12 protein-coding genes are annotated in these 14,033 nt (G+C 34.2%); 3 read left to right on the top strand and 9 right to left on the bottom strand.

The annotated features are described in order from the left end of the window. Positions 1–253 precede the first annotated feature (253 nt). Positions 254–814, bottom strand: coding sequence for a sugar O-acetyltransferase (locus tag EL082_RS01505; protein WP_103286200.1), 561 nt, complete (start codon positions 812–814; stop codon positions 254–256). Between the two features lie 40 nt (positions 815–854). Further along, positions 855–1,724 (bottom strand): SDR family oxidoreductase, encoded by an 870-nt coding sequence (locus EL082_RS01500; protein WP_002466929.1) that lies wholly within the window; start codon positions 1,722–1,724, stop codon positions 855–857. 192 nt (positions 1,725–1,916) lie between these two features. Between EL082_RS01500 and EL082_RS01495 the strand changes: the two genes are divergently transcribed. From EL082_RS01495 to copZ, 3 genes are all read left to right on the top strand, one after another. Next, positions 1,917–2,123, top strand: a complete 207-nt coding sequence (locus tag EL082_RS01495) for a hypothetical protein (RefSeq protein WP_002466979.1) — start codon at positions 1,917–1,919, stop codon at positions 2,121–2,123. 211 nt (positions 2,124–2,334) lie between these two features. Beyond that, positions 2,335–4,719 (top strand): heavy metal translocating P-type ATPase, encoded by a 2,385-nt coding sequence (locus tag EL082_RS01490; RefSeq protein ID WP_002466933.1) that lies wholly within the window; start codon positions 2,335–2,337, stop codon positions 4,717–4,719. 93 nt (positions 4,720–4,812) lie between these two features. After that, on the top strand, positions 4,813–5,019 hold the full coding sequence (gene copZ, locus EL082_RS01485; RefSeq protein ID WP_002466956.1) for a copper chaperone CopZ: 207 nt from the start codon (positions 4,813–4,815) through the stop codon (positions 5,017–5,019). A 43-nt stretch (positions 5,020–5,062) separates the two neighbouring features. On the opposite strand, the gene EL082_RS01480 is transcribed toward copZ, so the two are convergent. From EL082_RS01480 to EL082_RS01450, 7 genes are all read right to left on the bottom strand, one after another. Then, entirely contained in the window at positions 5,063–6,061 is a 999-nt protein-coding gene (locus EL082_RS01480) for a D-lactate dehydrogenase (RefSeq protein WP_002466927.1), read from the bottom strand. A gap of 21 nt (positions 6,062–6,082) precedes the next feature. Further along, the gene (locus EL082_RS01475; RefSeq protein ID WP_180991091.1) at positions 6,083–7,237 is read right to left on the bottom strand and encodes an aminotransferase class I/II-fold pyridoxal phosphate-dependent enzyme; all 1,155 of its coding nucleotides are present in this window, start codon (positions 7,235–7,237) and stop codon (positions 6,083–6,085) included. A gap of 202 nt (positions 7,238–7,439) precedes the next feature. Continuing rightward, positions 7,440–8,945 carry a phytoene desaturase family protein gene (locus EL082_RS01470; RefSeq protein ID WP_103286202.1) on the bottom strand — a complete coding sequence of 502 codons (1,506 nt, stop codon included), beginning with the start codon at positions 8,943–8,945 and terminating at the stop codon, positions 7,440–7,442. Positions 8,946–8,957: 12 nt separating this feature from the next. Then, complete coding sequence (locus EL082_RS01465; RefSeq protein ID WP_002467051.1) at positions 8,958–9,821, bottom strand: phytoene/squalene synthase family protein; 864 nt, start codon at positions 9,819–9,821, stop codon at positions 8,958–8,960. 342 nt (positions 9,822–10,163) lie between these two features. Continuing rightward, entirely contained in the window at positions 10,164–10,904 is a 741-nt protein-coding gene (locus tag EL082_RS01460; protein WP_050969398.1) for an aggregation-promoting factor C-terminal-like domain-containing protein, read from the bottom strand. 459 nt (positions 10,905–11,363) lie between these two features. Further along, positions 11,364–12,788 (bottom strand): polyphosphate--AMP phosphotransferase, encoded by a 1,425-nt coding sequence (locus EL082_RS01455; protein WP_002467058.1) that lies wholly within the window; start codon positions 12,786–12,788, stop codon positions 11,364–11,366. 97 nt (positions 12,789–12,885) lie between these two features. After that, the gene (locus EL082_RS01450; RefSeq protein WP_002467050.1) at positions 12,886–13,941 is read right to left on the bottom strand and encodes a PTS sugar transporter subunit IIC; all 1,056 of its coding nucleotides are present in this window, start codon (positions 13,939–13,941) and stop codon (positions 12,886–12,888) included. Between the last annotated feature and the right edge of the window lie 92 nt (positions 13,942–14,033).

Here is a 14,033-nt window from a genome sequence, read left to right as displayed (position 1 = left end):
ATGCCTATTGATGTTACTGTCTTTCAGTGTCATTTTATCTCAACCTTTCTTACATTCTACTATGTACTGTTACACTTTTGCAATCGCTTTCATTTAAAAATCTTAATATTTCAAAAATTTAATATGCGGATTAATCAAACCTTAATATTTTTTGATTCTGACAGTTAAATCGCCAACCTCAACTCGAAATAAAATAAGTCCACAAGAAGCAAATGCATTGAACCACTTTTACTTCTTATGGACAACTATGTGATTAATTATCAATTTGACGTATGACTTTACATGGATTTCCTACTGCTAAACTATTAGGCGGGATATCTTTCGTTACAACACTACCTGCACCTATCACACTACCTTCGCCGATAGTAACACCTGGTAATACCACTACATTACCACCAAACCACGTATTACTACCAACACTAATAGGCTCAGCTAATTCTAATCCCTTATTTCTATCTTCATACTTCAATGGATGTGTCGCTGTATAAAAGCCACAATTAGGACCTACAAATACATTATCACCAAATGTAATACCTCCACCATCCATTAAATAACAATTTGTATTAAGAAATACATTTTCACCAAAGTTCACATTCCATCCGTAATCAGTATCAAATGGTATGGCAATATCTATATTTTCAGGATTTGATTGGAACAGTGACTTTAATATTTCATTTCTTTCGTCTTCATGACTTGGTTTTGTATGATTATAGTCAAAGCATAAATCTTTAGCTTTTTTCCTATCATTGATTAATTCCGAATCGAAATTGGCATCATACCATTGATGCGCTAACATTTTTTCTTTTTCTGTCATTTATTACGTCATCCTATCATTTAATTCGTTTAACTATTTGTTAAGTGGTCATGAAGTCTCCACCATTAACATGAATCACCTGTCCAGTGATATATGAGCTATCTGCAGGTGTTGCTAAAAATACATATGATGGTGCTAGTTCAGCTGGTTGACCACGACGCCCCATTGGTGTACCACCGCCTTGATTTTCAACTTTCTCTTCATCAAATGTTGCAGGAATCAACGGTGTATAAATGGGGCCTGGTGCTACTGCATTCACACGAATATTTTTCTCCATTAATGTCGTAGCTAATGAACGTGTAAATGATACGATAGCACCTTTTGTCGCTGAATAATCAATCAAGTGACCTGAACCTCTATATGCTGTCACACTTGTCGTATTAATAATTGAATCTCCATCATTTAAATACGGTACTGCTGCTTGAGATAAAAATATCATTCCGAAAATATTTGTCTGGAATGTCTCTTTTACTTGTTCTGGTGTAATCTCTTCAAAATGATCTCGAGGAAATTGCACGCCACCATTATTAACTAGGATATTAAGTCCACCAAAATCATCGACAACATCTTTCACAAGTTGCTGCGATTGTGTCTCGTCTTTTAAATCATGTGCATATGCTTTAGCCTTAACACCTAATTCTTCTAAACGACGAACTGTCTCTTTAGCGTCTTGATGCTCATTATAGTAACCAATGGCTACATTGGCACCTTCTTTAGCAAATAATATCGCAACTGCACGTCCAATGCCTGAATCACCACCAGTTATTAGTGCAACTTTGTCTTTTAATTTTCCTGCAGCTTGATATGTGTTTAACTCAGCTATTGGCTTAGGTTTCATTTCCGCTTCAATACCTGGTTGATTACTTTGCGTATAACCTTTAATTTGTTGATGAAATTCTAATAAATTCATAACATGTCCCCTTTCCTAATCAATATTCAACTTCCCTATAAAGCTGCTTTCAAAACGATTTAAATACTTTTTCCATGCCTATTTTTAAACATCATACTGAAGTACGAGGTAACATCAATACCATAGCCCCATGTATTCAAGTACTTTATTTTCTATAATAAATAGTATCAAAACCAAAAGGAGCCGATAATAATGAAAAGGATATTAAAAACTGTTATTGCAGTCCTAATCCTCTTAGGTGTCGTTAAAACAGTTCAAACACATGATGTCATTAACGAAGCCGACCAATACTATCAACAAATGAAAAATGGACAACTTTTAGAGAACTTTTCCAATTATGATATTAACCAACTTAAAGATATTGATATCAAACAATTCTCTCCATCAGATTTCTTCTAGATACTTAATAAACCAATGACTCATATAAATGACAATACCAGCGAATCAGCTGTTAATATAGATGATTAAAGTACAATTCTCATGTCTTACGCATGGTTGAATTGTACTTTTTGTTATTCTTACCTATTTACTGACAATACCTCAGTTCATACGATTGACTTAAATACCTATAGGGGGTATATTAAAAGTGAATAGAAATGGAGGCTTTCGCATGGATAAAAACAAAAGAACAACTTTAGACATCACTGGCATGACATGCGCTGCGTGTTCCAATAGAATTGAAAAGAAATTAAACAAACTGGATGATGTTAAAGCTCAAGTTAACATTACAACTGAGCAAGCCACTATTGATGATTTTAAAGGACAATACCGAACTAATGACTATGTCAACGAAATCCAGCATTTGGGATACGATGTAGTAAAAGACAGTATTGACTTAACTATTTCTGGTATGACATGTGCAGCATGTTCAAATCGTATAGAGAAAGTCCTTAATAAAATGGATGGTGTCGTTCAAGCGACGGTTAACTTGACTACAGAACAAGCAACTGTGACATATTATCGTGGCGTCGTTAATAGTGATGATTTTATTTCTAAAATCCAGAATTTAGGTTATGACGCTGAAGTTAAAGAAGGACAACAACAATATTCAAATAAAGATAAACAACTGAAGAAACAGTTCCATAAATTAATCTTTTCTATCGTATTATCAGTACCACTACTGATGACAATGTTGGTTCATTTATTCCATTTACCTTTGCCCTCCCTATTGATGAATCCCTGGTTCCAATTCATATTGGCTACACCAGTACAATTTATAATTGGTTGGCAGTTTTATAAAGGTGCTTATAAAAATCTAAAAAATGGCTCTGCCAACATGGATGTATTAGTCGCTTTAGGTACAAGCGCAGCTTATTTTTATAGCATTTATGAAATGTTTAAATGGCTCAATCATTCAACGCATATGCCACACCTTTATTTTGAAACGAGTGCTGTATTAATTACGCTTATTTTATTTGGTAAATATTTGGAAGCAAAAGCTAAAACACAAACGACCAATGCCCTAGGTGAATTATTAAGTTTACAAGCTAAGGAAGCGCGCATTGTTAAAGATGGTATAGAAAAAATGGTTCCCATTAAAGATGTTCTAGTTGGCGACCATATTATTATTAAACCTGGTGAAAAAATCCCAGTTGATGGTGTCATTATTAAAGGTATAACGTCTATAGACGAATCTATGTTAACTGGGGAATCTATCCCAGTAGATAAAAATGCGGATGACAAAGTTATTGGCGCAACGATTAATCAAAATGGCTCAATCATTATGGAAGCAACACAAGTCGGTAATGATACAGCATTAGCTAATATCATTAAGGTTGTCGAACAAGCACAAGGTTCCAAAGCACCTATTCAACGATTAGCTGACCAAATATCTGGTTATTTTGTGCCAACCGTTGTCGGTATTGCATTACTTACGTTTATGATATGGATTACAGTGGTTCATGTCGGAGAATTCGAACCCGCGCTTATGGCAGCTATTTCAGTACTTGTAATCGCTTGTCCATGTTCATTAGGCTTAGCTACACCTACATCTATCATGGTGGGAACAGGACGCGCTGCTGAAAAAGGTATTTTATTTAAGGGTGGTCAGTACGTTGAAGAAACACAACACATTGATACTATTGTTTTGGATAAAACGGGTACCATTACTAATGGGAAGCCTGTAGTAACTGATTTTGACGGTGATACACGTTCACTACAATTACTCGCTAGTGCAGAGAACGCTTCCGAACATCCATTAGCAAAAGCCATTGTAGACTATGCTAAAGGAAAAAATCTCGAATTAGTGGATACGGATGAATTTAATGCTATGCCAGGACATGGTATATCCGCAACTGTTGACCATTCAACGATTTTAGTTGGTAATCGTCAATTAATGACAAAACATCAAATTCCTTTGAATTCTCATATAGATGAAAAAATGACTCAGTGGGAACTCGATGGTAAAACGGTCATGCTAATTGCCATCGATGATATATATCAAGGTATGATCGCTGTGGCAGACACTATTAAAGATAATGCTATTGAATCAATACAGAAACTACACAAAATGAATATTGATGTCGTGATGTTGACCGGTGATAATAACAATACCGCCCGAGCGATAGCACAACAAGTCGGTATTGATCATGTCATTGCCAATGTACTTCCAGACGAAAAGTCCGACAACATCACACGTCTACAAAAAGAAGGTCGACAAGTAGCTATGGTTGGTGATGGTGTCAATGATGCCCCTGCACTTGTTACTGCAGATATCGGTATTGCCATGGGTACTGGTACCGAAGTTGCGATTGAAGCAGCCGATATTACAATATTAGGTGGTGATTTATCATTACTATCTCAAACAATCAATATCAGCCAACTAACAATGCGCAATATCCGTCAAAATCTCATTTGGGCTTTTGGCTATAATATCGCAGGTATACCTATCGCCGCTTTAGGTCTACTTGCACCATGGATTGCAGGCGCTGCGATGACATTAAGTTCTGTTAGCGTTGTAACCAATGCATTAAGATTGAAACGAATCATTAAATAAAACAATCCAATTAAGTTGTATCAATTACTTTTAAGTCATACAACTTAGTTATAAAATGAAGATAAGATATTAAATAAAATGAGGTGAATTAAAATGGGACAAGAAATTATTAATGTAGAAGGCATGAGTTGTGATCATTGTAAAAATGCTGTTGAATCTGCTTTAGCTAAAATAAACGGTGTTTCAGCTGCAGAAGTTGATTTAGAAAAAGGACAAGTACGTGTGGATTATAACGAAGATAAAGTTCAACTTTCTGACATGAAAGATGCGATTGAAGATCAAGGCTATGATGTTAAATAAAAATTAAAACGGGAGCGACCTTAATGGGTATCGCTCCCGTTTTTTAATTTACTCGCAAATGAGTTGTTCCTGTTTGAATAACCTCCATTGTTGCATCTAACGCATCAACGATTAAATTTTCCACTGCTGCTTCTGTATAAAATGCAATATGTGGTGTTATGATGATATCTTCTCTATCAATCAGTTGTTGAAGTAACGTATCATTCATCTTTTTATCTCGTTGATCACTAGGGAATAAGCCACGTTCAAATTCATAGGTGTCCAGAGCAGCACCTTTAATTTGACCACTATCTATACATGATAGTAACGCATGTGTATCGACTAAAGTGCCTCGTGCACAATTGACAAATACTGAACCTTTTTTAAAATGATTAAATGTATATTGATCAAATAAATGATGGTTATATTTAGTTGCTGGGACATGCAAAGTAACAATATCTGCACCTTCAATAGCTTCTTGTAAAGTGGTTTGATATGACACTATATCTTTAATATGCGCATCAGGAAAAGGATCGTATGCGACTACCTCGCATCCATAACCATTAGCAAAAATTTTAGCTACAATACTTCCTATTCTTCCAGTACCTATGACTGCCACTTTCAAATCACTGATTGATTGTGACAGTATTGATGGTTCCCATCTAAAATCATGTAATTTCATTTTAGTTTGAATAGCATTAAAATGTCTGACAACATTAATAGCTTGTGTTACTGCAAATTCTGCAATTGAACTTGGTGAGTACGAAGGCACATTAGAGACGATAATGTCATATTTTGATGCTAACTCTAAATCGTATGTATCAAATCCCGCACTTCTTTGAGCAATTTGTTTAATACCGAATGATTTTAATTTAGCAAACACCGCTTCTGAAATAGGTAGTTGTTGTGATAATGATAACCCATCAAATCCTTTAACCTCATCGACATTATCCTCTGTCAATGGTGACTTAGTTAACTCATATTCCACATTGTTTTCCTTAGCCCATGATTCAATATATACAATATCCTCGTCACGCACACTCATTATTTTAATTTTAGTCATAATAACTTCATCCCCTATGTACTATTTTCCATATAAATTTGCTAAAGTTGCTAATCGTTCTGCTGCTGTTTCAAGTTGTTCATCTGGTAGTGCTAAAGATAGCCTTACATAGTTTCTACCATTTTCACCGAACGGGATACCAGGTGCCATTAAAATGGAATATTCTTTTAATAAGAACTGTTCAAATGATTCACTCTCATATCCGGGTGGTGTCTTTAACCAACAATAAATACCACCTTTAGAATGTACAAATGGCAACCCTGCTTCACTTAATATACGCTCAAACATATCTCGTCTTCGCTTGAATGTATCATTTTGTTGTTCTAAAAATTCGTCATAATGATTTAACGCATAGGTTGCTGCGTCTTGTAAGGCACCAAACATACCTGCATTCGTATGTGTTTGATACTTTTTCAAGGCCTGAATCATGTCACGATTTCCTACTGCAAAGCCTACCCTAAATCCTAACATATTGTATCCCTTTGATAACGAGAATATTTCAACAGCTACATCTTTTCCATTCTCTGATGATAAAATACTTGGATTTTTAGCATCAAAACCGAATGCACTATAAGCGAAATCATGAATAATTTTAGTATTAGTATCTTTAAATCTTTGAATCGCTTCATCAAACACTGCTTTGGTAGCAGTAGAGCCTGTTGGATTATTTGGATATGTTAAATAAACTAGCTTTGTATTATTTAATATATTTTTATCTACTTTATCCCAATCTGGCAGATAGTGCGGTGGTTCTAAATTTAATGAGACAGGGCGAGCATCCGCAAGCATGACCCCCGCTAAATAATCTGTATAACCTGGATCCGGTAATAGCACATTTTCCCCAGGATTAACGAGACAAGTTGGAAGTGCAACAAGTCCATTTTTCGTACCGTATAATATACAAACTTCATCTTCTGCATCTAATTCAACATCATAATGTCTCTGATAAAAATCAACGATGGCTTGTTTAAATGATGCTTTACCATGAAAAGCACCATATTTTTGATTCTCAGGTACGTTCAATCTTTTAGCAAAATGATTAATAATACCATGTGGTGTTTCACCATCCGGAATACCAACAGCCATATTAATTAAAGGAAGAGGCCCATATTCTATTTTTCTTCCCATAGTTTTGCCAAAATAACTTTCAGGAATTGCCGCCAATCTCTCTGACATTTTCACGTCTCATGCCTTCTTAATCTCCAATGTTCTATGTCATGTTTAGATATTATCATTCTATCAAGCGGATTAATATTGTCAATATTAACAATATTCTGATTTTTAATCTTAGTGTTTAGTATCTAATATAAATAAAACGTGAGAATTCGTATTGATATGAAAGTCATAGCAATTCTATCTCACGCTCTACGCTAACGAATTATATATGATTGTTAATATCTTTGATGATTTCATCAACGGTGATTTTAGCACTTGTTAAAACAATAGGTACACCTGCACCTGGATGTGTACTCGCACCAGCAAAGTATAAATCTTTGTAATCTCTAGATACGTTCGGAGGTCTATAATAATTACTTTGTGCTAGCGTGGGCATTAACCCAAATGCTGTACCAAACTTAGCATTAAACGTTTGTTCAAAATCTTTAGGTGTAAAAATCGTTTCGGAAATAACATAATCTTGAACATGTTCAAGTGCAGGTATAGTAGCTAATTTACGATAAATATGTTCTTTAACACTTTTTATAAACTGTGGATTTTCCCATTCTAAAGGGCCTGTTTTAAGCTCTGATGTTGGCATTAAAACATATAATCCTGTCTGTCCCTCAGGCGCTAACGTGGCATCTCCTACTTTAGGTACATATAAATACAACGATGGATCTTCGGAAATATCCCCATTAAATATTTCATCTATATTTTGTCTGAAATGATTTGAAAATAAGACATTATGCAACAATACATCTTCCGTAATATCTTTATCAATCCCTATATACATCATAAAAGCTGAACATGAATAATCTAATTGGTCTATTTTTTGAGGAGGATATTTTTTAACGGGTGCATGTTGTGGCATTAATTGTTGCGCAGCATATGGAAAGTCTGCCGTACAAAGTACCTTATCAAATCGTTTAACTAGGCCATTCACTCTTACGCCGTCTGCTTGCTTATACTTAGGATCAATAATAATTTCTTCTATATTAGCATTACATTGTATATCCACACCTAGCTTAAGGTTTAGTTGTTCTAAACCTTTCACCATGCCATACATACCACCTTTAATAAAATGAACACCAAACATCATTTCAATCATTGGAATAATTGAGTATAATGAAGGGCCTTGTTTAGGATCAATGCCTATATACAACATTTGAAATGCTAACATTTTTTGAACTTTTTCATTTTGGACATATTGACCAATTAAGTTATCCGCATGATTTAGTGTTTTTAATTTATAACCTTGAATCAGTGATGTTAAATTATAAAAGTCTGATGGTTTTCTATATGTTCGTTCTAAAAAATATTTTCTAGCAATCTCATATCTTCCATATACATCTGCTAAAAATTTCATAAATCCATGTGTCGTTCCAGGTTCAATTTGTTCTAAAGCGTCATGTAACTCAGCTAAATCGGTAGGCACTCTCACTTTATCATCTTTATTAAAATAGACATCATAGATATATGGTAATTGTTTCATTTCTACGTAATCTTCAAAGCGTTCACCACATTCTTCAAACACGGCTTTATAAACTTCAGGCACCATAACTATTGTAGGTCCCATATCAAAGGTAAAGCCATCTTTCGTAAATTGGTTCATACGTCCACCAATCTGTTCATTCTTTTCATATAATGTTACTTGATGACCATGTGCAGCAAGCCTAGCTGCAGAAGCTAAACCTGTCACACCCGCACCTATTACAGCAATATTCAATTGACATTCCACCTATTTATTATATTTAGCTTTAACTTGTCTGTATATGTTTAACTTATCCAACCTTGAGACATATACTCTTCGATGTAATGGATAACCATGTACACGAACTTCATCTATAATACCTTTATAAATACGTGCCGCTAGTTCGATAATTAATCTTGCTTCAGGTTTAAAAACATTTAAATGATCTAATGCAAATTGATAATCCTTTTCTGCAATTTGAGCATAATGTTCCCATAAATTAATATAATTATCAGTTAACTGCTGTTGATAAACGTCTTCAATATTTACATCATATTGATTTAACATCTCTCGACTAAAATAAATACGACCTTTTTCAAAGTCTTCGCCTACATCGCGTAAGATATTAGTTAATTGCAATGCTTCTCCTAATTCTCGAGCCACTTCATATGTTTCATGACTTGGCTGTTCAGTCAAAATAGGTGATAGTACTTCTCCAACTGTCCCAGCTACACCATAACAATATCTCATTAATTCCTCGTCTTTAACGAACATTTCAAAATGTTCATCTTCAAATACAGATTCTATCAAATTATAGAAAGATTGATACTCCATTTTGTAATTTTGAGATGTATCGTAAAAAGCTAACATAATACGTTGATTACTCTTGAATTGAACCGTAGAATCAACTTGTTGTGACTCAATCAGTTGAATATCTTCTTTAATAGCTTGTAATTTTTGAGGATTTTGTTCTTCATCAATACTATCATCTATAATTCTACAAACCGCGTATACTGCCCAAACAGCACGCCTCTCACTTTCTGGTAATAAGTCAAACGCATAAGAAAAACTTTTAGAATGCTTTTTCATTATTTGATGACAATATTTATAACTCTCATTGACCGTTGTCATTCATGGACCTCCTGTTACACATAACCTTTTATACGTTAATATCAATTCTAGACGTATAGAATGATATTTATGTAATGAATATATAGAACTTTCTACCGTACTTAGCCTATATCTATATCATTTGAATTGAATGTTTCGTCACCCAATTCAATTGATTAAAAAACTGAATGATATGCTATATATAGTTTTTCTTAAATTCCCGTATTTAATGGTAATCAAACACTTTACACGAAATATAAATATATTCTAATCGTTCATTTTTACGCATAAAAAAAAGAGGATGACATTGTCATCCTCTTAATCATTTATAACTCGAAGGGCTTTCCAGTTATAAATTAAATCCTACCACCAACCGTGGCTTTGACGGAAAGCAATTGCATTGCTTAATGAACCGTAACGGCTATTAGCATAGTTAAGCATACCTTTAGTTTGGCTAGCTACTGAACCAGTTCCCCATGATTCCATAGTTTGTCCTAAACCTCTGTAACCAGCTGGGTTTACTGCGTTAGGGTTACCACCTGATTCTGGCATAACGATAGCGTTCCAAGCTTCTTCAGTACCACCATTAGCTAAGAATTGTGCTTTAGTTGATCCACCTGTTGAAGCACTTGAAGTTGATGGTGCTGAGTATGAAGTTGTTTTAGTGCTGTAGTTGTGGTTTGAACCATTGTTTGATGTAGTTGGAGCTGAAACAGCTTCTACATTAGTGTTGCTTGATTGTTGGTTAGAGCTTACTGATTGAGTACCAGCTTCTTGATTGTAAGAAGTTGTGTAGTCAGCTGATTGAACAGCAGTGTTTGATGTTTGAGCTGAAGTAGAACCAGCTTCTTGGTAGTTCCAAGAGAAGTTAGTACCATCTGAAGTAAAGTTATATTCGAATCCACCACTTACAAAGTGAATGTCATAAGCGCCTTCTTGAACTGGTGCAGCGTTTAATTGTTCTGGGTGGTTATGAGCTAAGTCTACTAAGTGTGCTTGATCTACGTTAGTAGTTTCTGAAGCGTGTGCTTCGTGTCCTGATACTGCGTAACCTGTTGCGCCTAATGTTAATGCTAAAGTTGATGCGATAAATGTCTTCTTCATAATTGAAAAATCCTCCAAAAAGTTTTTTGTTTTTTATATGTTTTAAAGTATTAAATTTCGTTGTGCAATATTGAAAATGTTTTTGTTTAACTTTCGACGGTATTCACTATACCACAAAAATCCGCTTTGTATATTACACGTTCCTTACAAAACATTACAAACAAAATCAAGTTTTGTAACTTTGAAATATTACTGACGTCCTTGTAACATTAATTTTTGCATGATTTGGTTTAATTTTTCATCATAAAGCCTTATATTACATTGAATTCCTTTAAGTTTTACTCAACTTTTACATCCATCGTAATATTACAGATTGCAATGTAGTTACATAATTGTAATAGTTCTAAAAATTTTAAAAAGATCTAAATACACGAAAAAAGATGGATATATTCAAATTTTTGACAATAATTTGATATATAACCACCTTTAATTTTTACTATTTAAGATATATTCAAGATGCTAATAATCTTTGACACCCCATAATACCTTCTCACACTGTCTAATGATATATTTTAAAACTTCAATCCTTGCTGTCTTTTTATGATCGGCTGGAACTATAAGCCAAGGTGCATGTATTGTATCTGTTTTTTCTATCATATCGTGACTTGCTTCTAAGTATAAGTCCCATTTTTCACGATTGCGCCAATCTTCATCTGTAATTTTCCATTGCTTATTTATATCTTGTTCTCTATCTTTAAATCGTTTAAGTTGTTCTTCTTTGTCTAAACATAAGAAGAATTTTAATAATATTGCTCCTTCATCTGTCCACATTTTTTCAAAATGATTGATTTCCTCATAAGCACGTTCCCACTCATCTTTATTTGCAAATCCTTCTACTCTTTCTACTAACACTCTGCCATACCAACTACGATCAAATATTTCAATGTGCCCGCTTTTTGGCATTTCTTTCGCAAAACGCCAAAGGTAGTGATGTGCCAGTTCAACGTCTGTCGGCGCACTTATACCATTCACTTCATAACCGGTTGGATCTAATTTCTCACGAATACGTTTGATATTACCACCTTTACCCGCTGCATCCATGCCTTCAAATGTTAAGATAAGCGGAATTTTTCGTTCATATAATGCAAATTGAATTTCCCTCATCCGTTTTTGTAAAGGTTCTATCAGTTCTTTATATTCTTTTTTAGATACTTCATCTAATGTTACATCAAATTTAGTAGTTGAAAAATCTTTAGTAAATGCCCCGTCTTTATTACCTTTTGATTGATTTGATTTTTGGATAGCTTGTTCTAATCTTTCTATAATATGTTTATACATCTTTTCAAATGCAACTTCTCGTTGTGTATAGTCAATAACTTCCCATTGTTTATCAGAATGCGTGAACTTTCTCATTTCTTTCAAATAGATATCTTTAGGTATGATTTGTTCATACTCTTGTACTTTCCAACTCATTAATGGATTATCTTTGGTTTGTTGAATATGCTCTTGTCGTTTTTCTTCACTGACTTCAATATAGAATTTAATTAGCTCATAACTATCATTCTGAAGCATCTCTTCAAAATGTTTGATTTGATTCACGAGTTTATCATCGTTTTTATAATAATCTTGCTTAATATTATTTTGTTTATAATCCAAAAAGTGAGAATACCAACTTCTAAAATAGATATTGATATTTCCTTTTTGAGGCAGTGTATTCCAATATTTTTGTAAAAATTGATATCTTAAGTCTTCGGCATCCGGTGTTTTTGTTGATATAAATTGTGTGTATTTCGCATCAAACGTAAGTAATAGTTCATTGGACAAGCGCGTCTTACCTGAGGCAGGTACACCTTCAAACACGATCATGACCGGTATACCTAAATCATGTGTTTGTCGTGTTAAACTTGCCGCTTTTAGTTTTAATTGTTCTATCTTTTTATTCATCTTACCCACCCTTTATAGATAGCGATTTTAATAAAGTATAGCATAATAAAATATAGACGCCTCACTTATATGTAAGACGTCTATATTCTATTTAGCTTTACGCTAAAAATTTAAAAATATCGTTCGTATATATTTTAAAGACCTTTCTTAGAAGAATATCTAAAATCCATGCAACGAAGAAAGGCACAATGAAGAATGCGATGATAATCAATAATAAACTCAACCAAGCTGAGTCAATACCCATAAATTTAAATGCATTAATTGGTCCTACCATTCCTATAAAACCAAATCCTGCAGATTCTTTTGTACCTGCGATACCGACAATGCCGGATGCAATGCCTGAAACTGCAGCTGTAATCAATATAGGCATCATGATAATAGGATAGCGAACCATATTAGGCATCATCATTTTAACTCCACCAAAGAAGATTGAGATTGGTACACCTGCTCTATTAACTTGGCTCGTACCAATTAACAACACCGCTTCTGTAGCTGCTATACCGATTGAAGCTGAACCAGCTGCAATACCGGAAATACCAATTGCAATCGCAATGGCAACAGTTGATAGTGGCGATATGATAATAAAGCTAAATACCATCGAAATAAGCATACTCATTAAAACAGGTTGTAACTCTGTAAAACTATTGATCATATTACCAATACCAGTAGTAATCATATGTACGTATGGAAGTATCAACACACCTATAGTCGCTGAAATACCACCTACAATAGTTGGATATACAATTAAAGCCATACTTCCTACGCGATGTTCTATTAATAAAATCAATAATACGGCAATCGATGCTGTAATCATTGTATTAATTAAATCCCCAATTCCAGCTATAACCCATGTGCCATTTTTAAATTGTGCAGCACCACTACCAACATACGAAGCACTTGCAACTACTGCCATCGCTAAAGGTGTCAGATTAAATTTCAATGCTATCAAAGCACCAACAAGTGCCGGAACCGTAAATTGAATTGCTTGAACAACACCTAGTAATGTTTTAAAAATGGGATGAAACTGCATTAAATATTTAAATATCTCCCCTAATATCGCATTGGGTACTAATCCTGCGACAATACCAACTGCTACACCAGATAGCACTCTAAAAATAAATTCTTTCGGTCCAATTTTACTCAATGTTGTCATTTCTAGCGCCTCCAATATCTAAATACGATAAATCAAACATAAATAAATAGCCTTAATTGAACTAACTATACACATGATGAAATCTAAGGTGT

Source organism: Staphylococcus warneri (genome assembly GCF_900636385.1).
GTDB classification, from domain to species: domain Bacteria; phylum Bacillota; class Bacilli; order Staphylococcales; family Staphylococcaceae; genus Staphylococcus; species Staphylococcus warneri.
Note: the sequence above shows the minus strand (reverse complement) of the source record. Positions and strands in the feature narration are given on the sequence as shown.

Coding starts and splice junctions, on each gene's coding strand:
- EL082_RS01505 (WP_103286200.1), bottom strand. CDS start 814: ATGACAGAAAAAGAAAAAATGTTAGCGCATCAATGGTATGATGCCAAT.
- EL082_RS01500 (WP_002466929.1), bottom strand. CDS start 1,724: ATGAATTTATTAGAATTTCATCAACAAATTAAAGGTTATACGCAAAGT.
- EL082_RS01495 (WP_002466979.1), top strand. CDS start 1,917: ATGAAAAGGATATTAAAAACTGTTATTGCAGTCCTAATCCTCTTAGGT.
- EL082_RS01490 (WP_002466933.1), top strand. CDS start 2,335: ATGGATAAAAACAAAAGAACAACTTTAGACATCACTGGCATGACATGC.
- copZ (WP_002466956.1), top strand. CDS start 4,813: ATGGGACAAGAAATTATTAATGTAGAAGGCATGAGTTGTGATCATTGT.
- EL082_RS01480 (WP_002466927.1), bottom strand. CDS start 6,061: ATGACTAAAATTAAAATAATGAGTGTGCGTGACGAGGATATTGTATAT.
- EL082_RS01475 (WP_180991091.1), bottom strand. CDS start 7,237: ATGTCAGAGAGATTGGCGGCAATTCCTGAAAGTTATTTTGGCAAAACT.
- EL082_RS01465 (WP_002467051.1), bottom strand. CDS start 9,821: ATGACAACGGTCAATGAGAGTTATAAATATTGTCATCAAATAATGAAA.
- EL082_RS01460 (WP_050969398.1), bottom strand. CDS start 10,904: ATGAAGAAGACATTTATCGCATCAACTTTAGCATTAACATTAGGCGCA.
- EL082_RS01455 (WP_002467058.1), bottom strand. CDS start 12,788: ATGAATAAAAAGATAGAACAATTAAAACTAAAAGCGGCAAGTTTAACA.
- EL082_RS01450 (WP_002467050.1), bottom strand. CDS start 13,941: ATGACAACATTGAGTAAAATTGGACCGAAAGAATTTATTTTTAGAGTG.